32 protein-coding genes are annotated in these 21399 nt (G+C 54.6%); 26 read left to right on the top strand and 6 right to left on the bottom strand.

Features of this window, described 5'->3' with window-relative positions:
• The first annotated feature begins 6 nt into the window (after positions 1-6).
• From rplB to M8T91_RS15840, 26 genes are all read left to right on the top strand, one after another.
• Positions 7-831, top strand: a complete 825-nt coding sequence (gene rplB, locus M8T91_RS15965) for a 50S ribosomal protein L2 (RefSeq protein ID WP_301415163.1) — start codon at positions 7-9, stop codon at positions 829-831.
• A 37-nt stretch (positions 832-868) separates the two neighbouring features.
• Positions 869-1147: a 30S ribosomal protein S19 gene (gene rpsS / locus M8T91_RS15960; protein ID WP_069946924.1), complete on the top strand. Its 279-nt coding sequence runs from the start codon at positions 869-871 to the stop codon at positions 1145-1147.
• Between the two features lie 15 nt (positions 1148-1162).
• Entirely contained in the window at positions 1163-1495 is a 333-nt protein-coding gene (rplV, locus tag M8T91_RS15955; RefSeq protein ID WP_301415161.1) for a 50S ribosomal protein L22, read from the top strand.
• 19 nt (positions 1496-1514) lie between these two features.
• Positions 1515-2195, top strand: a complete 681-nt coding sequence (rpsC, locus tag M8T91_RS15950; RefSeq protein ID WP_301415160.1) for a 30S ribosomal protein S3 — start codon at positions 1515-1517, stop codon at positions 2193-2195.
• 12 nt (positions 2196-2207) lie between these two features.
• Positions 2208-2621, top strand: a complete 414-nt coding sequence (rplP, locus tag M8T91_RS15945; protein WP_301415159.1) for a 50S ribosomal protein L16 — start codon at positions 2208-2210, stop codon at positions 2619-2621.
• Positions 2621-2812: a 50S ribosomal protein L29 gene (gene rpmC, locus M8T91_RS15940; RefSeq protein ID WP_020411392.1), complete on the top strand. Its 192-nt coding sequence runs from the start codon at positions 2621-2623 to the stop codon at positions 2810-2812. The genes rplP and rpmC overlap by 1 nt, the downstream gene beginning before the upstream one ends.
• A gap of 2 nt (positions 2813-2814) precedes the next feature.
• Positions 2815-3078 (top strand): 30S ribosomal protein S17, encoded by a 264-nt coding sequence (rpsQ, locus tag M8T91_RS15935; RefSeq protein WP_301415158.1) that lies wholly within the window; start codon positions 2815-2817, stop codon positions 3076-3078.
• 46 nt (positions 3079-3124) lie between these two features.
• Positions 3125-3493: a 50S ribosomal protein L14 gene (gene rplN / locus M8T91_RS15930; RefSeq protein ID WP_067151032.1), complete on the top strand. Its 369-nt coding sequence runs from the start codon at positions 3125-3127 to the stop codon at positions 3491-3493.
• Positions 3494-3513: 20 nt separating this feature from the next.
• Entirely contained in the window at positions 3514-3825 is a 312-nt protein-coding gene (gene rplX, locus M8T91_RS15925) for a 50S ribosomal protein L24 (RefSeq protein ID WP_020411395.1), read from the top strand.
• Between the two features lie 31 nt (positions 3826-3856).
• Positions 3857-4396 carry a 50S ribosomal protein L5 gene (rplE, locus tag M8T91_RS15920; protein WP_301415156.1) on the top strand — a complete coding sequence of 180 codons (540 nt, stop codon included), beginning with the start codon at positions 3857-3859 and terminating at the stop codon, positions 4394-4396.
• Positions 4397-4405: 9 nt separating this feature from the next.
• Entirely contained in the window at positions 4406-4711 is a 306-nt protein-coding gene (rpsN, locus tag M8T91_RS15915) for a 30S ribosomal protein S14 (RefSeq protein ID WP_301415155.1), read from the top strand.
• A 40-nt stretch (positions 4712-4751) separates the two neighbouring features.
• Positions 4752-5144, top strand: a complete 393-nt coding sequence (gene rpsH / locus M8T91_RS15910) for a 30S ribosomal protein S8 (protein WP_301415154.1) — start codon at positions 4752-4754, stop codon at positions 5142-5144.
• Positions 5145-5156: 12 nt separating this feature from the next.
• A complete protein-coding gene (gene rplF / locus M8T91_RS15905) occupies positions 5157-5690 on the top strand; it encodes a 50S ribosomal protein L6 (protein ID WP_301415152.1) in 534 nt (177 codons plus the stop codon).
• A 13-nt stretch (positions 5691-5703) separates the two neighbouring features.
• The gene (gene rplR, locus M8T91_RS15900) at positions 5704-6054 is read left to right on the top strand and encodes a 50S ribosomal protein L18 (protein WP_301415151.1); all 351 of its coding nucleotides are present in this window, start codon (positions 5704-5706) and stop codon (positions 6052-6054) included.
• Between the two features lie 10 nt (positions 6055-6064).
• The gene (gene rpsE / locus M8T91_RS15895) at positions 6065-6571 is read left to right on the top strand and encodes a 30S ribosomal protein S5 (protein WP_301415149.1); all 507 of its coding nucleotides are present in this window, start codon (positions 6065-6067) and stop codon (positions 6569-6571) included.
• 38 nt (positions 6572-6609) lie between these two features.
• Positions 6610-6795 (top strand): 50S ribosomal protein L30, encoded by a 186-nt coding sequence (gene rpmD, locus M8T91_RS15890; protein ID WP_143729413.1) that lies wholly within the window; start codon positions 6610-6612, stop codon positions 6793-6795.
• A gap of 1 nt (position 6796) precedes the next feature.
• The gene (rplO, locus tag M8T91_RS15885; protein WP_301415147.1) at positions 6797-7231 is read left to right on the top strand and encodes a 50S ribosomal protein L15; all 435 of its coding nucleotides are present in this window, start codon (positions 6797-6799) and stop codon (positions 7229-7231) included.
• Between the two features lie 11 nt (positions 7232-7242).
• Positions 7243-8589, top strand: a complete 1347-nt coding sequence (secY, locus tag M8T91_RS15880) for a preprotein translocase subunit SecY (protein ID WP_301415146.1) — start codon at positions 7243-7245, stop codon at positions 8587-8589.
• Between the two features lie 39 nt (positions 8590-8628).
• Positions 8629-8745 carry a 50S ribosomal protein L36 gene (gene rpmJ / locus M8T91_RS15875; protein ID WP_010133825.1) on the top strand — a complete coding sequence of 39 codons (117 nt, stop codon included), beginning with the start codon at positions 8629-8631 and terminating at the stop codon, positions 8743-8745.
• A gap of 349 nt (positions 8746-9094) precedes the next feature.
• Positions 9095-9451, top strand: coding sequence for a 30S ribosomal protein S13 (gene rpsM, locus M8T91_RS15870; RefSeq protein WP_299946522.1), 357 nt, complete (start codon positions 9095-9097; stop codon positions 9449-9451).
• Between the two features lie 87 nt (positions 9452-9538).
• On the top strand, positions 9539-9928 hold the full coding sequence (rpsK, locus tag M8T91_RS15865; RefSeq protein WP_020411406.1) for a 30S ribosomal protein S11: 390 nt from the start codon (positions 9539-9541) through the stop codon (positions 9926-9928).
• 15 nt (positions 9929-9943) lie between these two features.
• A complete protein-coding gene (gene rpsD, locus M8T91_RS15860) occupies positions 9944-10564 on the top strand; it encodes a 30S ribosomal protein S4 (protein ID WP_301415143.1) in 621 nt (206 codons plus the stop codon).
• 44 nt (positions 10565-10608) lie between these two features.
• Entirely contained in the window at positions 10609-11613 is a 1005-nt protein-coding gene (locus tag M8T91_RS15855; RefSeq protein WP_301419124.1) for a DNA-directed RNA polymerase subunit alpha, read from the top strand.
• Between the two features lie 123 nt (positions 11614-11736).
• Positions 11737-12126 carry a 50S ribosomal protein L17 gene (rplQ, locus tag M8T91_RS15850; protein ID WP_301415142.1) on the top strand — a complete coding sequence of 130 codons (390 nt, stop codon included), beginning with the start codon at positions 11737-11739 and terminating at the stop codon, positions 12124-12126.
• An 81-nt stretch (positions 12127-12207) separates the two neighbouring features.
• Complete coding sequence (locus tag M8T91_RS15845) at positions 12208-12456, top strand: DUF1315 family protein (protein ID WP_301415141.1); 249 nt, start codon at positions 12208-12210, stop codon at positions 12454-12456.
• Positions 12457-12648: 192 nt separating this feature from the next.
• Positions 12649-13299 (top strand): hypothetical protein, encoded by a 651-nt coding sequence (locus M8T91_RS15840; RefSeq protein WP_301415140.1) that lies wholly within the window; start codon positions 12649-12651, stop codon positions 13297-13299.
• Positions 13300-13391: 92 nt separating this feature from the next.
• Here the strand turns inward: M8T91_RS15840 and M8T91_RS15835 are convergent, their stop codons facing one another.
• The 6 genes from M8T91_RS15835 to uvrA form a co-directional block, all read right to left on the bottom strand.
• Complete coding sequence (locus M8T91_RS15835; RefSeq protein ID WP_301415139.1) at positions 13392-14846, bottom strand: pectin acetylesterase-family hydrolase; 1455 nt, start codon at positions 14844-14846, stop codon at positions 13392-13394.
• Positions 14847-15286: 440 nt separating this feature from the next.
• Entirely contained in the window at positions 15287-16267 is a 981-nt protein-coding gene (locus M8T91_RS15830; RefSeq protein WP_301415138.1) for a 5-oxoprolinase subunit C family protein, read from the bottom strand.
• On the bottom strand, positions 16267-16971 hold the full coding sequence (gene pxpB, locus M8T91_RS15825) for a 5-oxoprolinase subunit PxpB (RefSeq protein ID WP_301415137.1): 705 nt from the start codon (positions 16969-16971) through the stop codon (positions 16267-16269). Before pxpB ends, M8T91_RS15830 begins: the two co-directional genes overlap by 1 nt.
• A 47-nt stretch (positions 16972-17018) precedes the next feature.
• Positions 17019-17768 (bottom strand): 5-oxoprolinase subunit PxpA, encoded by a 750-nt coding sequence (gene pxpA / locus M8T91_RS15820; protein WP_301415136.1) that lies wholly within the window; start codon positions 17766-17768, stop codon positions 17019-17021.
• Positions 17769-17814: 46 nt separating this feature from the next.
• Entirely contained in the window at positions 17815-18417 is a 603-nt protein-coding gene (locus M8T91_RS15815) for a hypothetical protein (RefSeq protein ID WP_301415135.1), read from the bottom strand.
• An 83-nt stretch (positions 18418-18500) separates the two neighbouring features.
• On the bottom strand, positions 18501-21326 hold the full coding sequence (gene uvrA / locus M8T91_RS15810; protein ID WP_301415134.1) for an excinuclease ABC subunit UvrA: 2826 nt from the start codon (positions 21324-21326) through the stop codon (positions 18501-18503).
• Positions 21327-21399: the final 73 nt, after the last annotated feature.

Genomic DNA, 21399 nt, shown 5'->3' with positions numbered 1-21399 from the left:
GTTACAATGGCAATTGTCAAGACAAAACCAACCTCCGCCGGTCGTCGTCACCTGGTAAAGGTTGTCAACCCCGACCTGCACAAGGGGGCTCCCTACGCACCTCTGCTGGAGAGTAAAAGCAAAAGCGGTGGCCGTAACAACGCTGGCCGAATCACAACCCGTCACATCGGTGGTGGTCACAAGCAGCACTATCGTGTCATCGACTTCAAGCGCAACAAGGACGGCATTCCAGCCAGGGTTGAACGTCTGGAGTACGATCCCAACCGCAGCGCGCACATCGCTCTGGTGTGTTATGCCGATGGTGAACGCCGTTACATTATCGCACCGAAGGGACTCGAGGCTGGTGTCACTATCCAGTCCGGCGATGCCGCCCCGATTGCAGTGGGCAATACTCTGCCCCTGCGCAATGTTCCGGTGGGTTCCGTGATCCATGCCATCGAGTTGAAGCCGGGCAAGGGTGCTCAACTGGCCCGTTCTGCCGGCGCTGCCGTGCAGCTGGTGGCCAGGGAAGGTCAGTACGCGACCCTTCGCCTGCGCTCCGGAGAAACACGTAAGGTACTCGCTGAGTGCCGCGCAACCCTGGGTGAAGTGGGTAACTCCGAGCACGGCCTGCGCAAGCTGGGTAAAGCCGGTGCCGCGCGCTGGCGTGGTGTTCGCCCGACAGTTCGCGGTGTGGCGATGAACCCGGTCGATCACCCGCACGGTGGTGGTGAAGGCCGCACCTCTGGTGGACGCCATCCGGTGACGCCTTGGGGTGTGCCGACCAAAGGGAAGAAAACGCGCAAAAACAAGCGCACCGATAAGATGATTGTACGTCGCCGCGGCAAGTAAGCCGCGCGGTGTCTGAGCAGCTAGAGAGGAATCGACAGTGCCACGCTCCTTAAAGAAAGGTCCCTTTATTGATCTGCATCTGATCAAGAAGGTGGAGGCGGCGATTGCAGCCAATGATCGCCGACCGATTAAAACCTGGTCCCGCCGCTCCATGATTATGCCGGAAATGGTTGGACTGACAATTGCCGTGCACAACGGCCGCCAGCACGTCCCCGTTTTGGTTAACGAGGAAATGGTTGGCCATAAGCTGGGCGAGTTCGCTGCTACCCGCACCTACCGCGGCCACGCTGCGGACAAAAAAGCGAAGAAGCGCTAAGCCGAGGTTAAAAAGATGGAAGTAGCAGCAAAATTACGCGGCGCACGTCTATCGGCGCAAAAAGCGCGACTGGTAGCAGATCAGGTGCGCGGCAAAGGCGCTGAAGAGGCCCTGGATATCCTTGCATTCAGCAAAAAAAAGGGTGCGGCGATTGTCAAGAAGGTTTTGGAGTCAGCCATTGCCAACGCCGAGCACAACGAAGGTGCCGATGTTGACGAACTGAAAGTTTCCACAATTTTTGTGGATGAAGGTATGACCATGAAGCGCATTAAACCGCGCGCAAAAGGCCGTGCCGACCGGATTCTTAAGCGTACTTGTCACATCACTGTGAAAGTGGCCGAGAAATAACAGAGCAGGCGAGAAAACCATGGGACAAAAAGTACATCCTACCGGCATTCGTCTGGGTATCGTTAAAAAGCATACTTCTGTTTGGTATGCCGGCAGCGACGAGTACGCAGACAAGCTGTACACGGATCTGAAAGTTCGCGAATACATTCGCAAGAAGCTGGCCCACGCCTCTGTGAGCCGTATTGAGATCCAGCGCCCGGCCAACACCGCACGTGTGACGATTCACACTGCGCGACCGGGTATTGTGATCGGTAAAAAAGGGGAAGACGTAGAGCGTCTGCGCAATGAAGTGAGTGCGCGGATGGGCGTACCGGTACACATTGATATCGAAGAAGTGCGCAAGCCGGATATGGATGCCGCTTTGGTAGCCCAGAATGTCGCCCAGCAACTGGAACGCCGCGTTATGTTTCGCCGCGCTATGAAGCGCGCGGTACAAAACGCGATGCGCCAGGGTGCCGAAGGTATCCGGATTCAGGTAAGTGGTCGTCTCGGTGGAGCAGAAATTGCCCGTACCGAGTGGTACCGCGAAGGTCGTGTGCCCCTGCACACCCTGCGTGCCAACATCGACTATGCCACCGCCGAAGCGATGACTACCTACGGCATCATCGGTATCAAGGTGTGGATCTTTAAAGGCGAAGTCATCGGTGACGAAATACCCGATGAAAAGCCGGTGAAGAGCCGCAAGAAAGCTGCTAAATAAAGGGGTACGCAAATGTTGCAACCAAAGCGTACAAAATTTCGCAAGGTACAAAAAGGGCGCAATCGCGGACTTTCCCAGCGCGGCTCTAAGGTGAGCTTTGGCGAGTTCGGCCTGAAATCTATCGGCCGCGGGCGCATTACTGCACGCCAGATTGAAGCGGCTCGTCGCGCAATGACTCGTCACGTCAAACGTGGCGGTAAGATTTGGATTCGCGTGTTTCCGGACAAGCCCATTACCAACAAGCCCCTCGAAGTCCGTATGGGTAAAGGTAAGGGGGGCGTTGAATACTGGGTAGCGCAGATCCAGCCGGGCAAGGTCCTCTATGAAATGGAGGGGGTGTCCGAGGAGCTGGCTCGCGAGGCTTTTGCCCTGGCCGCAGCCAAGCTGCCTGTAAAAACAACTTTCGTTAAGCGTTCGGTGATGTAATGAAGACTGCAGATCTACGCGAAAAGTCAGTTGAAGAGTTGAACCAGGAGCTTCTCAATCAACTGGAAGCCCAGTTCAAACTTCGCATGCAAAAGTCCACCGGTCAGCTGGCCCAGACTCATCTGCTGAAGCAGACTCGTCGCGACATTGCTCGCATTAAGACTGTGTTGACCGAGAAGGCAGGTAACTAATCATGGCGGAAGCAAAACTGAAGCGCACACTCACCGGCAAGGTCGTGAGTGACAAGATGGACAAAACCATCACCGTTTTGATCGAGCGCCGTGTTAAGCACCCGATCTACGGCAAAATTGTAAATAAGTCCACCAAGCTCAAGGCGCATGACGAGAGCAATGCATGCAATATCGGCGATGTTGTCACCATTGAGGAATCTCGTCCGCTGTCCAAGAGCAAGTCCTGGGCTTTGCAGAAAATTGTAGAGCGTGCGGCGAAGGTTTAACCCCTAGCGCATTGACTGCCGAATTGAAAGGTTTCGGAGAGAGACAATGATTCAAGCGGAATCCTACTTAGAAGTAGCTGACAACAGTGGGGCTCGCCGCGTCATGTGCATCAAGGTGCTGGGCGGCTCCCATCGTCGTTATGCCGGCGTGGGCGACATTATCAAGGTAACCGTTAAGGAAGCCATTCCCCGCGGTAAAGTAAAGAAAGGTCAGGTAATGAACGCTGTTGTGGTTCGCACCAAAAAAGGTGTGCGTCGCGCAGATGGTTCCCTGATTAAATTTGACGATAACGCAGCGGTACTGCTGAACCAGCAATTGGCGCCGGTTGGCACTCGTATTTTTGGTCCGGTAACTCGCGAATTGCGCGGTGAGAAGTTCATGAAGATCATCTCGCTGGCTCCCGAAGTTATCTAGGCCTCGAGCGGAGAAGAGTTATGCGCAAGATCAAGCGTGATGACGAAGTGATCGTTATCGCCGGTCGTGACAAGGGTAAGCGCGGGTCGGTACGTAAGGTACTGAACGACGGCCGCCTGATTGTTTCCGGCATACAGATGATCAAAAAACACCAAAAGCCGAATCCCCAACTGGGTGTTGCCGGTGGTATCGTTGAAAAAGAAGCTGCCATTCAGGCTTCCAATGTGGCCATCTTCAACCCCAATACCCAGAAGGCAGACCGGGTGGGCTTTAAAGTACTGGAAGACGGCACTAAGATTCGCGTCTTCAAATCCAGCGGCGAAGCCATCTAGGGCATTAGGCGCAGAAGCAGGTTGGTAGATCATGGCAAAGCTTAAAGAGCTCTACACAAAAGAACTCGCGCCCAAGCTCAAAGAGGAACTGGGACTCGAGAATGTGATGGCAGTGCCGCGCATCACCAAGATCACCGTCAACATGGGTGTTGGTGAAGCAATTGGTGATAAAAAGGTGCTGGAGCATGCTGTTAATGATATGACAGCAATTACTGGTCAAAAGCCCATCGTGACCAAAGCGCGCAAGTCTATTGCGGGCTTTAAGATCCGCGACGGTTGGCCGATCGGCTGCAAGGTAACGCTGCGTGGCGAGCGCATGTACGAGTTCCTGGAGCGCTTGATCGACATCGCGATCCCACGTATCCGTGACTTTCGCGGCATCAGCCCGAAGCAGTTCGACGGTCGCGGCAATTTCTCTATGGGTGTGACCGAACAAATTATCTTCCCGGAAATTGACTACGATAAAGTCGACAAGCTCCGCGGTCTGGATATTTGTATTACCACTACAGCGGCAAATGACGATCAGGGTCGTGCGCTGCTGAAAGCATTCAACTTCCCGCTTAAGGGTTAAGAGGATTCCATGGCGAAGAAATCCATGATTGCGCGCGAGCACAAGCGCGCTCGAACCGCAGCTAAGTACGCGGCCAAGCGTCGAGAGCTGAAGGCGATCATCGCCAGTGCCACTGCTTCCGAAGAGGAACAGTGGGAGGCTCAGCTCAGGCTGCAAAAACTGCCGCGTGATGCAAGCCCGGTACGCCAGCAACGCCGCTGCCGTATCACTGGTCGCCCCCACGCTGTATATCGTAAGTTCGGCCTGTGCCGTAACAAACTGCGCGAAGCGGCCATGCGTGGCGATGTGCCCGGTCTGGTGAAATCCAGCTGGTAATTGCCAACCGGCTTTAGGCAGATTTGAGGAGCCTCAATAAATGAGTATGCAAGATCCGTTGGCAGATATGCTGACCCGCATCCGCAATGCCCTGGCACGCGGAAAGGCGGAAGTCACCCTGCCATCATCCAAATTGAAAGTAGCGGTAGCCAAAGTCCTGAAAGATGAAGGTTATATTGCTGACTTGACTATCAGCGAAGGCGCCAAGCCTGCGCTGACTATTGCCCTGAAATACTTCCAGGGCAAGCCGGTTATCGCCGAGCTGGACCGTGTTTCCCGCCCGGGCCTGCGCGCTTACTCCGGTAAGAAAGCACTGCCAACTGTGCGAGGCGGACTGGGTATCGCGATTGTTTCCACCTCCAGAGGTGTTATGACCGATCGCGCTGCACGCCAGGCCGGTGTCGGTGGCGAAGTGCTCTGCACCGTATTCTAAGCGGGGGTTATCATGTCTCGAATAGCAAATAGTCCGGTAGTTCTCCCCGCAGGTGTAAGCGTTGACCTGAAAGGTCAGGATATCGCGGTAAAGGGCGGTAACGGCAACCTGAACATGGTCATTCACGGTGATGTAGAGGTGAGCCAGGTTGACAGCCAGCTGACGTTTGCCGCGCGTAACAATTCCAAGCAGGCCAAGGCACTGGCAGGTACTACCCGTGCGCTGGTGAACAACATGGTGGTTGGTGTAAGCGCTGGCTTTGAGAAGAAGCTGCAGTTACTGGGTGTCGGTTACCGTGCGAAAGCCGCTGGAAAAAAAGTAAACCTGACCCTGGGGTTTTCCCACCCAATCGATTATCAGTTGCCGGAGGGTGTGACTGCGGAAACGCCAAGTCAGACTGAAATCGTACTGAAGAGCAGCGATAAGCAGTTGTTGGGCCAGGTGGCCGCCGAGATCCGTGCGTTCCGTCCGCCGGAGCCTTACAAAGGTAAGGGTGTCCGCTACGCCGACGAGCGTGTGTATCGCAAAGAGGCCAAGAAGAAGTAGGTAGGGCATAGATATGAACGTTAAGAAAGCATCCCGCTTGCGTCGTGCACGTCGTGCCCGCGCCAAGATTCGTGAGCTGCGCGCTGTTCGCCTCACTGTGAACCGCACACCGCGCCACATTTATGCACAGGTTCTGTCCGCCGAAGGCAGTACGGTACTGGCTTCCGCCTCTACCCTGGACAAGGATCTGCGCGCAGGTGCAACCGGTAACGTCGACGCCGCCACTGCGGTTGGCAAGCTGATTGCCGAGCGCGCCAAGGCCGCAGGCGTTGAAGAGGTTGCCTTTGATCGCAGCGGCTACAAGTACCACGGCCGTGTTAAGGCTCTGGCTGACGCTGCCCGCGAAGCCGGTCTGAAATTCTAAGGGTTGAGTTATGGCTAGAGAGAAAGACAAAAGCAACGACGAAGGCCTGCAGGAGAAGCTGGTCCAGGTCAATCGCGTTGCCAAAACGGTGAAAGGTGGTCGTATCTTCGCCTTTACCGCACTGACTGTCGTTGGCGACGGCAACGGTCGCATCGGTTTTGGTCGGGGCAAGGCGCGGGAAGTGCCGGTTGCGATCCAGAAGGCGATGGAAGCCGCGCGCCGCAACATGATTCAGGTAGAACTGAATGGCGACACCATCCAGTACGCTACCAACGGCCGCCACGGCGGTTCCAAGATTTACATGCAGCCCGCCTCCCAGGGTACCGGCGTTATTGCCGGTGGCGCCATGCGCTCCGTTCTGGAAATGGCCGGTGTACACAACGTATTGGCCAAGTGCTACGGTTCCACCAATCCGGTGAATGTCGTGCGCGCAACCTTCAAGGCGCTGGAACAAATGCAGAGCCCAGAGGATGTGGCTGCCAAGCGCAGTAAATCAGTCGAAGAGATCCTGGGCTGATCACAGCCCCGGTTTAAGGTTATTGGTGGGTTAAGACCATGGCTAAAAAGACCATTAAAGTCACCCAGACCAAAAGTATCAACGGACGCCTGAAAAGCCATCAGGCGTGTGTTGCGGGTCTGGGCCTGCGCCGCATCGGTCATACAGTGGAAGTGGAAGACACCCCTTCTGTGCGCGGCATGATCAACAAAGTAAACTACCTAATTAAGGTGGAGGGAGAGTAGCATGCGTTTGAACGACTTATCTCCCACACTGGGCCACAAGCACAGCGCCAAGCGTGTGGGCCGTGGTATCGGCAGTGGTTTGGGCAAGACCGCTGGCCGTGGCCACAAGGGTCAAAAAGCGCGCTCCGGCGGCAGCGTCCGGCCGGGTTTCGAAGGCGGTCAGATGCCTTTGCAGAAGCGTCTGCCGAAGTACGGCTTCACTGCGCGTGTTTCCCGTTTCAGCGCCGAAGTACGTCTGGCGGAGCTGGCCAAGGTAGAAAGTGATGTAATCGATTTGGCAGCGCTGAAGAATGCCGATATTATCGGCAACCATGTTAAACGCGCCAAGGTGTTTCTCTCCGGTGAGCTGACTAGAGCCGTTACCGTGAAAGGGCTGGGAGTGAGCAAAGGCGCAAAAGCGGCTATCGAAGCTGCCGGCGGTAAAATAGAAGATTAATCGAGGCGCCAATGGCACGACCAGGATCCGGTGGAAATCCCCTGGGCAGCAGCAAGGGATTGGGCGAGCTTTGGGCTCGCCTTCGTTTTCTGTTCCTAGCGATTCTTGTTTACCGTCTGGGGACACATATTCCGGTGCCCGGTATTGATCCGGAAAAGCTGTCAAACCTGTTTAACCAGAACCAGGGAACCATTCTGGGACTGTTTAACATGTTCTCCGGCGGTGCCCTGGAAAGAATGAGCATTCTGGCATTGGGGATCATGCCCTACATCTCCGCGTCCATCATTATGCAGCTGATGAGCGCGGTGACTCCCTCCCTAGAGGCTTTGAAAAAAGAGGGGGAGGCCGGTAGGCGCAAGATCAACCAGTACACCCGCTACCTAACGGTAGTGCTGGCCCTGATTCAGGGAATCGGCATGACCTTTGGCTTGGCAGGGCAAAACCTGGCTTACTCACCTGAGCCTGCGTTTGGCTTTTACTTTGTGGCAGTCACCTCACTGGTGACCGGCGCGGTCTTTATGATGTGGCTCGGTGAACAGATCACCGAGCGCGGCGTTGGCAACGGTATCTCCATGCTGATTTTTGCCGGTATCGTGGCCGGACTGCCCGGTGCTATCGGCCAGGCATTTGAGCAGGCCCGGCAGGGTGAGCTGCATATCCTGATGCTGTTGATCATCGGTGTTATCGCCATTGCCGTGGTGTTCTTTGTGGTAGTGATGGAACGCGGCCAGCGCCGTATCACTATTAACCACGCCCGACGCCAGGCTGGCCGCTACTCTGCCGCACCGGCTGCGCAGGCGAGCCATCTACCGCTGAAGGTAAATATGGCCGGTGTGATTCCGGTGATCTTCGCCAGCAGTATTCTGCTGTTCCCGGCCACGCTGGCACAGTGGTTTGGCCAGGGTGGTGAGGGCATTGGCGCCGAGATCTTGCAGTGGATGGCGTTGCAACTAGGACCGGGTCAGCCGCTGAACATTATTTTGTTCGCTCTGTTGATTGGTTTCTTCTGTTTCTTCTATACGGCGTTGATGTTTAACCCGAATGAAGTGGCAGACAACCTGAAAAAGTCCGGTGCTTACGTGCCCGGTATCCGTCCCGGTGAGCAGACAGCCCGCTATATCGACAGTGTGCTGACCCGTCTCACCCTGGTTGGTGCCGTGTATATTGCGCTGGTATCCCTGCTGCCGCAGTTCCTGGTGGTTGGGTTTAACGTTCCCTTTTATCTGGGGGGTACCTCACTGCTGATCGTTGTTGTGGTAGTGATGGACTTTATGGCACAGGTACAGTCCCATCTGTTGTCGCACCAATACGAGGGACTGATGAAAAAAGCGAATTTGCAGAGCTACGGCCGTCGCTAGTGCGTCCTGCTCGCAGATTGAATGAATTGAGGTAAGGTCATGAAAGTACGCGCTTCTGTAAAAAAGATCTGCCGTAACTGCAAAATCGTACGCCGCAAGGGTGTTCTGCGGGTCATCTGCAGCGCTGAGCCGCGTCATAAGCAGCGTCAAGGCTAATCCAGGGGGCAGCCCCGTACAGAGTTGCCAATCCGGGTTTCTCTGTATAAACCTGAAAGAATTTGCCACCCGCTACTAATGTATTGGGGAGTGGCGACACCCTGGCGTTATGTGCGCTTGGGCGGGAGTCCGGCCAGTTTTGCAGGCTCCCAGCTGGGGGCGCTGACTGTCGTCCGCATCCGCTTGGGGAGACCGAAGTGGATGCAGGCTATTGCAAATTGGTGTCTGAAAAGCTATTCTTGCGCGCCTTTTTGGTGGCGCCGCCGGTTTTTTAGTCGCTGTCAGCGCCGAAAACAAAGTAGAGTCACTGCTGATTAGCAGTGGCTCCCAATACGTGGAGTACGCCTCTATGGCACGTATTGCTGGTGTTAATGTACCAGATCACAAGCACGCGGTGATTTCCCTGACCCATATCTACGGGGTTGGTCGCACTGCAGCCAAAACTATTCTGGCAGCGGTTGGTATCGCTGAATCCACCAAAATCCGCGACCTGTCTGAAGAGCAGATCGAAACCATCCGCGGTGAAGTTGCCAAACTCACTGTAGAGGGTGACCTGCGCCGCGAAGTTTCCATGAACATCAAGCGTTTGATGGATCTGGGCTGCTACCGCGGTCTGCGCCACCGCCGCAGCTTGCCGCTGCGGGGACAGCGCACCAAGACCAATGCCCGCACTCGCAAGGGTCCGCGCAAGCCGATTCGCAAATAAGCCGGATTAAGGCGCGATATCGCGGTTTAACAAGCCCCCTGCCGGTGACAGGACAGGGGGATTTGATACAGGATTTAGGATACTGGTATGGCTAAGCCAAAAACAACTGTTCGCAAGAAGGTCAAAAAGACCGTTGTCGACGGTATTGCCCACATCCACGCATCGTTCAACAACACGATCGTGACTATCACCGATCGCCAGGGCAATACCCTCAGCTGGGCCACCGCAGGTGGTTCCGGCTTTCGTGGCTCGCGCAAGAGCACCCCGTTTGCAGCCCAGGTTGCCGCTGAGCGCGCAGGTACCGCTGCGCAGGAGTATGGCCTGAAAAACCTCGACGTGGAAGTAAAGGGCCCGGGCCCCGGTCGTGAATCTGCTGTTCGCGCACTGAACAACTGCGGCTACAAAATCACCAATATCACCGACGTGACGCCGATCCCGCATAACGGTTGTCGTCCGCCGAAAAAACGTCGCGTGTAAGAGGGGGCTGATAAAATGGCACGTTATATTGGACCAAAATGTAAACTGTCCCGCCGCGAAGGCACCGATCTGCAGCTGAAAAGTGGCGTGCGTCCGCACGACTCCAAGTGTCGCGCAGAATCCAAGCCCGGTCAGCACGGTGCTGGTCGCGGTCGTCTCTCTGACTACGGCGTTCAGTTGCGCGAGAAGCAAAAGGTTCGCCGCATCTACGGTGTACTGGAAAAGCAGTTCCGCAACTACTATAAGGAAGCGGCACGTCTTAAGGGTGCGACGGGTGAAAACCTGTTGCAACTTCTGGAAAAACGTCTGGATAATGTGGTTTACCGCATGGGTTTTGGCTCTACCCGCGCTGAAGCGCGCCAGCTGATTTCACACAAGGCAATTTTGGTCAATGGCACCACTGTAAACATCCCTTCCTACCAAGTACAAGAAGGTGATGTCGTCGCTGTGCGGGAAAAGTCCAAGAAACAGCTGCGTGTCCAGAATTCTGTATCCCTCGCTGCCCAACGCGGCGATGTCGAGTGGGTGGACGTGAACGCGAGCAAACTGGAAGGCACTTTCAAGCGCATTCCGGATCGTGTCGATCTGCCTGCAGAGATCAACGAAAACCTTATCGTGGAACTGTACTCCAAGTAACAATTCGTCCACTTTATGGAGTGCAACTGGTAACAGGTATGGCTATGCAGACTGCTGTCAACGAGTTTTTGACACCGCGTCGTATTGACGTCACCGAGTACAACCCGAATCATGCCAAGGTGGTTCTGGAACCCCTGGAACGTGGCTTTGGCCACACTCTTGGCAACGCACTGCGTCGTATCCTGCTGTCCTCCATGCCGGGCTGTGCTGTCACCGAAGTCGAAATCGACGGCGTTGAGCATGAATACAGCGCGATCGAAGGTGTGCAGGAAGACGTTATTGAAATCCTGCTTAACCTGAAAGAAATCGCGGTTGTGATGCACGGTAAGGATCAGGCGGTATTGAGCCTGAGCAAGCGGGGGCCGGGCGCAGTAACGGCCGGGGATATCCAGATAGATCACGATATCGAGATTGTGAACCCCGAGCACGTGATTGCCAATATCACGGGGGATGTGGAGCTCAGCCTGCGTCTTACCATCGCGCGCGGTCGTGGCTACCAGCCCGCTGATGCCCGTCGTAGCGAGGAGGAGGAAAGCCGTACAATCGGTCGTTTGCAACTGGATGCTTCCTACAGCCCGGTTCGCCGTGTGGCTTACAGTGTGGAGAGTGCACGTGTAGAACAGCGCACGGATCTGGACAAGCTGGTACTGGATCTGGAGACCAATGGTACCCTGGACCCGGAAGAGGCAATCCGCCGCGCTGCCACCATTCTGCAGCAGCAGCTGGCAGTATTTGTAGATCTGGAAGGTGAAAAGGACGCACAGCCGAAAACAGAGGAGCCTGAGGTCGATCCGGTACTGTTGCGTCCGGTCGATGATCTGGAGCTCACGGTACGTTCGGCCAACTGTCTGAAAGCGGAAAATATCTATTATATCGGTGATCTGATCCAACGCACCGAAGTAGAATTGCTGAAGACCCCGAACCTTGGCAAAAAGTCCCTCACCGAAATCAAGGACGTACTGGCTTCCCGGGGTTTGTCTCTGGGTATGCGCCTGGAGAACTGGCCCCCGGCCAGCCTCAAGGGTGACAGTAAATTAAGCCCTTTGTAAGTATTTGGTAGTCGCGGTAGTGCCGTGACAAGTAGAGAAAACCCGAGTGGTGCCACAGTTAAGTGTGACGCCGCTCCAGAACGACCTGCTGTGACAGCAACTGTGGTCGTAAGGAATTGAGTCATGCGTCATCGCTATAGTGGCCGCAAATTCAGCCGCACCAGCGCCCACCGCAAGGCCATGTTCAAGAACATGACTGCCTCTCTGGTGGAGCACGAACTGATCAAAACCACGCTGCCAAAGGCCAAGGAATTACGCCGTGTGGCCGAACCGCTGATTACCCTGGCGAAAAAAGACAGTGTTGCCAATCGCCGTCTGGCTTTCGCTCGCATTCGTGACAAGGACACTGTGCGCAAGCTGTTTGATGAACTGGGTCCCCGCTATGAAGCGCGCCCAGGTGGGTACATCCGAATTTTGAAATGCGGCTTCCGGACGGGCGACAAGGCACCCATGGCCTATGTGGAACTGGTGGATCGCCCCGTGGAAGATGAATCTGAAGTAGCCGAGGCCTAGGTCTGGGCCACTTCTGATGGGAAAAAGCCGGTCTTTGACCGGCTTTTTTGTATCCGATCTATCAACTGAGAGTACCGTTGCATGTCTTTCGAAGAGTTGCTTGACGCGCTCAATCCATACGTTATAGGGAGCCTGAAGCGCGCTATTGAGTTGGGTAAATGGCCCAATGGGCAGGCACTAACCGATGCGCAACGCCGCAAGTGTGGAGAGGCTGTGGCTCGTTGGGAGCAGCACAACCTGCCACCGGAATCCCGCGTGGGCTTTGTGCCCCGCAAAGAAACCCCCTGCGCTAATCCGCAGGCCGAAGAGAAGAAACTCAACTGGGTATAGTGTTTGCACGGCTTACCGGTTGCTGCCGTGGAGCTTGCCAGTATTTACGGGAGGGGATTTTCGTTAACTAACGACTCCTTTTCATCACATCATTTGGCCGTGCCTTCGGAGTAGATCATCCAGCGCGCCTTGCACATTTCTCCAAGCTGATTACACTGTTGCCGTTATCCCGATATAGCGGAAATGGTAATAATGAATAATAAAATTCTGCTGTCGTTTGGTATCACTCTGGTTTTGGGTGCTGCTGCTACTACCTGGTGGTATTTCTTTCCGCCACCTGAGGATATTGGAAAAAGTCCTGGGGCGAAGGCAGAGCTCCCTTCGGTGGATTCACAGGGATTGCGCAGCCAAGTTCCTGAAACAATGCACGGTAAAGAGGCTGCCAGGTTGCTGTCAGATCCGCGAGTGAGAGCCTACCTTGACAGGGAGCGGGATAAACAGGCGCTGGATGCCTATTTTAACCAGGGAGAGTCCCCGCCGAGTGCTGAGGATGTCTGGCAGTTGATTGAATCTATAGAGTCCGACGGGCGGGTGATGGCCTATGAGGCGCTGGCCCTGAAGTTGGCCTGGCTGGAGCGTAACAGTGCCAGTGCGCAGGCATTCGAGCAGGCAGCCAGTGATCTGGTAGCGCGTTACCAGAGGCGATCCCAGCAGAATACAGCGGCTTATGATCCCTACGAAGCGGTGCCGGGGTTTGCGGAGTACAAACAGGTGGAAGCGCAGATAGTGGAGGAAGTGCAGGGTATGACACATTTTCCCGAAGGCATGAGCAAGCAGGAATACCTCCGCCAGCGTTTGCAGGAAGCGCGGGAAAAAGCGTATTCAGGACAAAATAACCCGTGATCGATAATCCATGGAAGCAGTCACATTCCATGGATCACAGTTTCTATTATGAGCCCGGCAACCCTGGTCGCCGGGTTCGATCCAAACCTCAGTTAGAGCAGCCCTCCCACCAAATCGTAGAACCAGTTATGGTTATTTTGGAAATCGGAAACCTGATCTGATTCATAAGCGCGGAGCATAGCGCCACCCTGGTAGTTGACGATATTGTTGAGGAAATCGCGCAATACCAGACCGTGCTCGGCTATCTCGCCATATTCCAGATCCAGGATAGTGGTGCAGTGACTTTCATTGAAGTCTCGGTACATCGGGAAATAGTAGCCCCAGTTGCTGGTCTGCTCAAGCTGCGGAATCAGGTTGTCAAAAGTGTCCTGCTGCCATTTGTTACGCAGTTTGTTCAGACGGGACTGTGGATCCGGGTCGTTGTAAATATCTTCGTAGAAACGCTCGTAGGAATAGGATGAGAAGTTACCGTCAGCGAGGAAATGGGTGATGCCGAGGCGGTCACTGGGAAACTTGCTGGACAGGGCCGAGTAGAGCGAGGCCAGTTCATTTTTGTCGAACCCCGGAGTAATACTGGCGAGCATATTGACCGGGTTGACATCACCGGGATCACCGCCGGCGGAGTAAGTGGTCCAGGAGTTCAACACTTTCTGGTGTAGGGGCAGGGACGGATAGCTGTTGTTGTCGCCGCTGTCCAGCGGCGCACGATAGAGCGGGCCGGAATCATCGATCAGGTAACCGTAATCCACGTTCATGTCCGCGCGCAGCTTGGAGTAGTTTAGCAGCGCCCCGATACTGCCGGCGCTGCAGCCCGCCGCCACCATCTGTTTGGGTTTTTGCAGATTGTTTTTGACCCAGGAGATCACCGCCTGTACGTTGCGCACGCCGTTGTGGTGCCATATCAGGTCGGGATTCTCACCAGTAGTGTCCTCATAGACCTCTGTTTTGTCTCCCACATAGATGTCCCCTGTGCAATAGGGCACATACACCAGATTCCATTCACCGGTTTTAAATTGATTGTAGGGATGGTGGGTGTAAATCAGCGGGGATACCGCAGCGGTGGCCAGGTTGGCGGCATTTTGAAAATCCAGCAAATTGATGTTCTGTACATAGTTGTCGGGTATACCGTTGGGATTGCGTGCGCCGCGAATACCAGTAGCCCCCGAACAACTCTCATAATCCCAGCAGGCGCCACCGCCTTCAAAATAAAACATGGTGTTGCTGGTATCCGGTACCCGGTAAACAAAAAACTTGTACGGTGAGCCATTGCCGCACATGGCGCCGGTGTCGGCGGGAACATTTACTTTTTGCCAGTGATCATATTTTCCGGGGCTGAACCCATCGTTAAAATTGGGGTCATCCAGGGCGAGAGGGTACATGCCCTGTGCTTGCGCAGGCGTCACCGGTGCGTTGGCCTCGGGAGGATCAAACAGGTGCTTTAGGGTAGTCCAGAAACTGTAATCTCCCGGCTCTGCCTGTGCATAGGAGGCAACCAGGAGTGAGATGGCGATAAAGGCTGACATAAAACCACGGAGAATTCTTATCATTATTAATCCCCTTCAGGTAGTTGGTATTTTCTCTTTGGACCGGGCTATTTGGGTAGCGCTGAACTGTATAAGGCAAGATGCCGATGTTGTAATTCCTCCTTCTGCGGTGGGCCAAAATAGACACCTGTCCAAATCGCTGATTTGGTAAAGCTTAGAGAGGGTAGTTAATAATGTTGCGGCGGTCTAGGCGAAGTTTTGATGAAAACTATTTGGTCATTGGAGACTATTTAGTCTTTCTCAAAGAAACACGGCTGCTGGAAGAGGCTAACCCCGCAAAGAAAAAGAAGAATGTGCCTGGTGGAAACCCTTTGAGTGCGGGGCCGACATGGCTTGGCGAACATTCAAGTCATTTATAACCTCAATTGCGAAATCGAACAGGGATGATTTTTGCTTATTTTCTTCCAGAATATTTTAGGAAAATAACAAAAAAAATTAAAATACTACAGCATCAAACTGACTTTGCTGTCAGTAGCAAGGCTTTGTTGTAGCTCGCTCAGGCGCTGGTATTTTTCCCTCAGTATTCGCGTTGCCTGTGCCAATCCAACAGGATGGAAGCTGATCTTGTCGTGGGCTTTTAACTGGCCGAGGCGGTGTCGATCCGCTTTGATAACATGGGCAATGCGGGGATAGCCACCAATGGTTTGACCTTCCACAAATGCAATAATCGGTTCGGTGTCCGGTGGAATCTGAATGCTGCCAGGATAGAGCCCGGATGAAACCATTTGTTCAAATACGCGTTCATTTCTTGCCGGAGGGGAGGAGGTGGAGGGGGGATGCAAGCGAATACCCATGCGGTTACTCTGTGCCGATACCGTGTAAGTGGTGTGGTAAAACTGCTCGACGGTATCGTTGTCAAAGAGGAGCTTATCCGGACCGGAAACCACCCGAAATTGTGGGTGTGGTGTGTAGTGAAGGTGAAACTGCGGGGCCAGGCGCACGGTTTTCGCTGTTCGAATATTGCAAAAATCAATGGTATCACCAGCTTTAATGGCGCCATACCGGTGCCCGCCAAAGTGACTGATTAAGTGTGTTGAAACGCTGCCTAATAGTTCCGGTACAACCATTTTCCCGGAAAATCCAATATAGGCACGGGCTCCGCTGATTAACTGGGCGAAATCCAGGGTGTCGCCCCTTTGTATCTGTATGGTCTCAAAATTATTGACGGCGTTGCCATTGAGGGTGACCTTAAACCGGGCGCCGGTAATGGCAATGGAGATGTCGCAAGCAAATTCGATCCGGGGTCCTGTCAGGGTGATTTCGATCACTGGATTGTTTGTCACATTGCCCAGTATCAGGTTTGCCAGTGTCATCGCCAGGGGATCGGCGGCACCTCCCGGGGGAATGCCGTAGTGCATCAGGCCGGGGCGGCCACAGTCCTGAACGCTGGTTTGCAGGCCCGCACGGGTAAAGCAGATGCTCATCAGCGTTTTTCCCTGTATTTTGCGCGGGGGTAACTTTGCCTAATCGCCTCAAACTGGGTGATATCCACCGGGTGGAATTTGACAATATCCAGGGGCTCAGCGATACAGGGGGTATCGCTGGCAGGGTGGAACAGGCTGATGGGGGTTTGTCCGATGATCTGCCAACCACCGGGCGTTGCCTGGGGGTAAACCCCGGTCTGGCTGCCGCCGATGCCTACAGCACCCGCTGAAATCCGCAGGCGCGGTGTGTGCTTGCGAGGGCAATGCAGCTGTGGGTCCAGCCCGCCTAGGTACAGAAACCCCGGGGAGAAGCCCAGCATATGCACCAGATAGGGGGGGTGGGTGTGCAGGGCAATAATTTCCTCCCGGGATAACTTTGTGTATTCACTGACTGTGTGCATGTCCGGGGCAAATACTTCCTCGTAGCAAACCGGTATGGAGATGGTACGCGGCTTCCTGCTTAACCTTGGGGGGGATTCTATGACCCCCTGAGCCAGTTCTATTAGCTGTTGTGTGAGAAGCCTGCGATCACAGGTGAGTGGATCGAAAGTAATCGTCAGGCACTGGTAGGCGGGAATCAGATCAACCAGACCGGGGAAGTCCCGCTTCTGGATCGACTGCCTGATCCCGATAATACAGCGGCTCAGGTCTTCACTCGGTGGGGATGCAAAGCAGATGTCCAGCGCGCAGTCCCCGTTTGCCATAACTTTGAAACCGAAACTGTCGGGATCCGTATTACTATAAAAAGAATTCACGAGTGTATCGTCAGGCCATTTTTGCGCAAATGCCGCATTAACTGTTTTGCGATAATCGGAGCAGTAGGCGTGTCTCCGTGCAGGCAGATGGTATCCACAGAAAGCTGTATGGGCTCGCCCCGGTAGCCGCTAAATGTTTTTCCCCGCGCCAGGGCAAGTGCTTGATCAAGGCAGCTTTTCGGGTCGGTAATCACAGATCCCGGCAGTGCGCGCGGCGCCAGTTTTTTCTTACTCAGATACCGCCGGTCCATAAAGCCCTCGCGGATAAATGCAGTGCTGAACTTTTTGCCAACGGCTTCCATCGCGCCATTGGCGAGGCCGACAATCTTCATATTAGGATATTCCTGTGCAAAGAAAATAAGAATTTGTTCGGCCAGTTCCTCATTCGACTCCGCATCGTTATAGAGCGCGCCGTGTAGCTTGATATGGTCAAGCTCGGCTCCAGCTTCGGCAATGAATGTGCGCAGCAGCCCGATTTGATCTTGTAGAGAGTCTAGCAGCTCACTTCTGGAAAGTTTTATGGACTTGCGTCCGAAATTTACCCTGTCGGGATAGCCGGGGTGAGCGCCGATCCGCAACTGCTGCCCAAGGGCGTTGGCAATTGAGAGGCGCATGATTTCAGGGTTTCCGGCATGGCCACCGCAGGCGATATTGCAACGGGAGATATAGGGCATGATACTCGCATCGCGGTCACAACTGGAGATATCGTCGCCTTCTCCCAGATCACAGTTGATATCGATATGCATAGCTGTCCTTGCGAAAGTGCATTTAAAGGCTTGTATGGGTGGAGAATTAACCTGTTGGGCAGGAATTAACCTCTACCGAAATATGTTCTGAATTGGATTGATAGCAATCTCCAAGAGGCGAACAGAAGCAGGCGATCAGGGAAAGATTGAATCTCTCTTGGTCAATTTTTTCCCAAAGATCAATGGATAAATCCCCTTTGTAGACTCTTAGGAATTCGAAGTCAGACTTTGCCGGGATAATAGTGTTTTCTGTTGGGCTGCTGACAATTCCCCCAGAATCAAAGCTGATATTTCTCTCTTCTCTTTTTGCACTTGCTATATTTTTCATCAGCTCGTTGTAGTCTTTTTTGCAGCAGCCTTTTAAGAAATCGGTATGATTGGAATAGAGAATGTTTTTATAATTGAATTGAATGGATTTTAGTATCGCTGGTCCCGATCCGGCATTTTTGAGTGTAAAGGAGATGAGTGGCTTTTTTTCTTTAATGTCAAAATTGCCATGGGAGAACTCCACAATCGGCATGGTCATCACTTTGACTTGGAGGTTGGCTGCCTTCGCCTGTTGGTAGGTGGCGTAAAAAGAGGCTGTGGAAATCAGAATGGCACAGAGTGCGATAAGTAAATTCAGTCTCTCTTTATTTAAGAACTTCATTTTACTGATCTCAGAATGGACTAATAAAGGTGATGCTTTGTAAACAGGGCGCCGGAGTCATCTGTCACCCTTTGTGAATGAAGCTATTCGAGCATTGGTTTGAGAAATTGCCCGGTATGGGACAACTCCATTTCCGCAACCTCTTCCGGTGAACCCGCTGCAATAATTTGACCGCCGCCGGAACCGCCCTCCGGACCCAAATCAACGATCCAGTCAGCGGTTTTGATGACGTCCAGATTGTGTTCGATGACAACAATGGTATTGCCGTGATCGCGCAGTCGGTGCAATACATCCAGCAGTAACTGGATATCGGCAAAGTGCAGGCCGGTGGTGGGTTCGTCGAGAATATACAGGGTTTGGCCGGTGTCGCGCTTGGACAGTTCGCGCGAGAGTTTCACCCGCTGCGCTTCACCGCCGGAGAGGGTGGTGGCGGCCTGGCCGAGCTTGATATAGGAGAGGCCCACATCCATCAGTGTCTGCAGTTTTTTGGCAATTGCAGGTACCGGGTCGAAGAACTCCCGCGCATCTTCCACGGTCATTTCCAGTACCTCGTGGATGTTCTTGCCCTTGTAGTGTACTTCCAGGGTTTCGCGATTGTAGCGCTTACCATGGCAGGTGTCGCAGGGCACATAGATATCAGGAAGAAAGTGCATCTCCACCTTGATGACGCCATCGCCCTGGCAGGCCTCGCAGCGACCGCCCTTGACATTAAAGCTGAAGCGACCGGGCTTGTAGCCGCGGGAACGGGCTTCCTGGGTGCCGGCAAACAGGTCGCGGATCGGGGTGAAAATACCGGTGTAGGTGGCCGGGTTGGATCTGGGTGTGCGCCCGATGGGGCTCTGGTCGATATCCACGCACTTGTCGAAGTGCTCCAGCCCATACACTGCCCGGTAGGGCGCAGCCTTCAGGGTGGTAGCTCTGTTCAGGGCTGTCGCTGCCAGCGGATACAGGGTGGTGTTGATCAGAGTGGATTTACCGGAGCCGGAGACACCGGTGACACAGGTGAACAGGCCCACGGGAATTTCCAGGTCCACGTCCCGCAAGTTGTTACCACGGGCGCCCTCAAGACGCAGTATATAGTCCGGTTCGGGTACATAGCGCGCCTCTGGCACGGCAATTTTCTTTTTGCCGGAGAGGTACTGCCCGGTCAGTGAATTCTTGCACCTGGCAATCCTGTCCGCGCTACCGACGGCGACTATTTCACCGCCGTGTACGCCGGCGCCGGGGCCGATATCGACAATGTAGTCTGCGTTGCGGATGGCCTCTTCATCGTGTTCCACCACGATCACGGTATTGCCGATATCGCGCAGGTGGGTGAGTGTGTTCAGCAGGCGTGCATTGTCGCGCTGGTGAAGGCCGATGGAGGGCTCATCGAGAATATACATCACACCCACCAGGCCTGCGCCGATCTGGCTGGCCAGGCGAATGCGCTGGGCCTCGCCGCCGGACAGGGTTTCAGCGCTACGGTTCAGGGTCAGGTAGTTGAGGCCCACGTCCACGAGAAAGCGAAACCGGTCGCGCAGTTCCTTCAGGATCTTGTCGGCAATCTCTTTCTGGGCGCCCTCGAAAGTCAGTTGGTGATCGAAATAATCGAAGGCATCGCCCACCGGCAGTGCGGTGATTTCCGCCAGGGTGCGGTTGTCTACAAAAACATGGCGGGCCTCGCGGCGCAGGCGGGTGCCGCAGCACTCAGGGCACTGCTGCGTGCTCAGGTATTTGGCCAGCTCCTCGCGCACGGACTGGGATTCAGTATCCCGGTAGCGGCGCTGGAAGTTGGGGATAATGCCCTCGAAAGTATGACGCCGCACGGTGACGTCGCCGCGGTCGTTGACATAGCTGAAGTCGATGACTTCATCGCCACTGCCCTGCAGGATAATCCTGCGGTGCGCTTTGCGCAGCTTTTTCCAGGGCTTGTCCAGATCAAAGCCGTAGTGCTCAGCGAGGGCATCGAGCATATGATAGTAATAGATATTGCGTCGGTCCCAGCCGCGGATGGCGCCCTCTGAAATACTGCTCTGCGGATCGAGAATCACCTTGTCCTCGTCGAAGAACTGCTTGACGCCCAGGCCGTCGCAGCTCGGGCAGGCGCCGGCGGGATTGTTGAAAGAGAACAGACGCGGCTCCAGCTCATCCAGGGAATAGTCGCACACCGGGCAGGCGTGGCGGGCAGAGAAGAGCCGGTCTTCCTGATGGCCCTCCATAAAACTGATGGAGGCAATGCCCTGGGTGAGGTTCAGGGCCGTTTCAAAAGATTCCGACAGGCGCAGTTGCAGATCATTGCGTACCTTGAAGCGGTCCACGATGACCTCAATGGTATGCTTGCGGCGCTTGTCCAGTTTGGGGGTGTCATCGAGATCGCAGGTCACCCCATCAATACGCGCGCGCACGAACCCATCGCGACGCAGCTGTTCGAACACATGCTGGTGCTCGCCCTTGCGATCCCGCACCACGGGTGCCAGCAGCATGATCTTGCTGCCTTCCGGCAGGGCCAGTACCTGATCCACCATCTGGCTGACTGTCTGCGCCTGCAGCGGTTCAGCGTGCTCGGGACAGCGGGGTTCGCCCACACGGGCAAACAGCAGGCGCAGGTAATCGTAAATCTCGGTGATAGTACCCACGGTAGAGCGGGGGTTGTGAGAGGTGGACTTTTGCTCGATGGATATGGCTGGAGACAGTCCGTCGACGGTGTCCACGTCCGGCTTTTCCATCATCGACAGGAACTGGCGCGCATAGGTGGAGAGGGACTCCACATAGCGGCGCTGGCCCTCGGCGTAGAGGGTGTCAAATGCTAGGGAGGATTTGCCGGAACCGGACAGTCCGGTAATCACGATCAGTTTGTCGCGGGGGATGTCGAGGTCGATATTTTTCAGGTTGTGGGTGCGCGCACCCCTTACATAAATCGTGTCCACGCTCTACCTATCTGCTGGTCATACTGGGTCGGGCCTCGGACTTGCTCCGCGCAGGGCGATCACAACTGCGGTG

Source organism: Microbulbifer sp. MI-G, assembly GCF_030440425.1.
GTDB lineage: Bacteria > Pseudomonadota > Gammaproteobacteria > Pseudomonadales > Cellvibrionaceae > Microbulbifer > Microbulbifer spongiae.
Note: the sequence above shows the minus strand (reverse complement) of the source record. Positions and strands in the feature narration are given on the sequence as shown.

Excerpts from the sequence above, each read along its gene's own strand:
- rplB (WP_301415163.1), top strand. The coding sequence starts at position 7 with ATGGCAATTGTCAAGACAAAACCAACCTCCGCCGGTCGTCGTCACCTG.
- rplV (WP_301415161.1), top strand. The coding sequence starts at position 1,163 with ATGGAAGTAGCAGCAAAATTACGCGGCGCACGTCTATCGGCGCAAAAA.
- rpsC (WP_301415160.1), top strand. The coding sequence starts at position 1,515 with ATGGGACAAAAAGTACATCCTACCGGCATTCGTCTGGGTATCGTTAAA.
- rplP (WP_301415159.1), top strand. The coding sequence starts at position 2,208 with ATGTTGCAACCAAAGCGTACAAAATTTCGCAAGGTACAAAAAGGGCGC.
- rpmC (WP_020411392.1), top strand. The coding sequence starts at position 2,621 with ATGAAGACTGCAGATCTACGCGAAAAGTCAGTTGAAGAGTTGAACCAG.
- rpsQ (WP_301415158.1), top strand. The coding sequence starts at position 2,815 with ATGGCGGAAGCAAAACTGAAGCGCACACTCACCGGCAAGGTCGTGAGT.
- rplN (WP_067151032.1), top strand. The coding sequence starts at position 3,125 with ATGATTCAAGCGGAATCCTACTTAGAAGTAGCTGACAACAGTGGGGCT.
- rplX (WP_020411395.1), top strand. The coding sequence starts at position 3,514 with ATGCGCAAGATCAAGCGTGATGACGAAGTGATCGTTATCGCCGGTCGT.
- rplE (WP_301415156.1), top strand. The coding sequence starts at position 3,857 with ATGGCAAAGCTTAAAGAGCTCTACACAAAAGAACTCGCGCCCAAGCTC.
- rpsN (WP_301415155.1), top strand. The coding sequence starts at position 4,406 with ATGGCGAAGAAATCCATGATTGCGCGCGAGCACAAGCGCGCTCGAACC.
- rpsH (WP_301415154.1), top strand. The coding sequence starts at position 4,752 with ATGAGTATGCAAGATCCGTTGGCAGATATGCTGACCCGCATCCGCAAT.
- rplF (WP_301415152.1), top strand. The coding sequence starts at position 5,157 with ATGTCTCGAATAGCAAATAGTCCGGTAGTTCTCCCCGCAGGTGTAAGC.
- rplR (WP_301415151.1), top strand. The coding sequence starts at position 5,704 with ATGAACGTTAAGAAAGCATCCCGCTTGCGTCGTGCACGTCGTGCCCGC.
- rpsE (WP_301415149.1), top strand. The coding sequence starts at position 6,065 with ATGGCTAGAGAGAAAGACAAAAGCAACGACGAAGGCCTGCAGGAGAAG.
- rpmD (WP_143729413.1), top strand. The coding sequence starts at position 6,610 with ATGGCTAAAAAGACCATTAAAGTCACCCAGACCAAAAGTATCAACGGA.
- rplO (WP_301415147.1), top strand. The coding sequence starts at position 6,797 with ATGCGTTTGAACGACTTATCTCCCACACTGGGCCACAAGCACAGCGCC.
- secY (WP_301415146.1), top strand. The coding sequence starts at position 7,243 with ATGGCACGACCAGGATCCGGTGGAAATCCCCTGGGCAGCAGCAAGGGA.
- rpmJ (WP_010133825.1), top strand. The coding sequence starts at position 8,629 with ATGAAAGTACGCGCTTCTGTAAAAAAGATCTGCCGTAACTGCAAAATC.
- rpsM (WP_299946522.1), top strand. The coding sequence starts at position 9,095 with ATGGCACGTATTGCTGGTGTTAATGTACCAGATCACAAGCACGCGGTG.
- rpsK (WP_020411406.1), top strand. The coding sequence starts at position 9,539 with ATGGCTAAGCCAAAAACAACTGTTCGCAAGAAGGTCAAAAAGACCGTT.
- rpsD (WP_301415143.1), top strand. The coding sequence starts at position 9,944 with ATGGCACGTTATATTGGACCAAAATGTAAACTGTCCCGCCGCGAAGGC.
- M8T91_RS15855 (WP_301419124.1), top strand. The coding sequence starts at position 10,609 with ATGCAGACTGCTGTCAACGAGTTTTTGACACCGCGTCGTATTGACGTC.
- rplQ (WP_301415142.1), top strand. The coding sequence starts at position 11,737 with ATGCGTCATCGCTATAGTGGCCGCAAATTCAGCCGCACCAGCGCCCAC.
- M8T91_RS15845 (WP_301415141.1), top strand. The coding sequence starts at position 12,208 with ATGTCTTTCGAAGAGTTGCTTGACGCGCTCAATCCATACGTTATAGGG.
- M8T91_RS15840 (WP_301415140.1), top strand. The coding sequence starts at position 12,649 with ATGAATAATAAAATTCTGCTGTCGTTTGGTATCACTCTGGTTTTGGGT.
- M8T91_RS15835 (WP_301415139.1), bottom strand. The coding sequence starts at position 14,846 with ATGATAAGAATTCTCCGTGGTTTTATGTCAGCCTTTATCGCCATCTCA.
- M8T91_RS15830 (WP_301415138.1), bottom strand. The coding sequence starts at position 16,267 with ATGAGCATCTGCTTTACCCGTGCGGGCCTGCAAACCAGCGTTCAGGAC.
- pxpB (WP_301415137.1), bottom strand. The coding sequence starts at position 16,971 with ATGGCAAACGGGGACTGCGCGCTGGACATCTGCTTTGCATCCCCACCG.
- pxpA (WP_301415136.1), bottom strand. The coding sequence starts at position 17,768 with ATGCATATCGATATCAACTGTGATCTGGGAGAAGGCGACGATATCTCC.
- M8T91_RS15815 (WP_301415135.1), bottom strand. The coding sequence starts at position 18,417 with ATGAAGTTCTTAAATAAAGAGAGACTGAATTTACTTATCGCACTCTGT.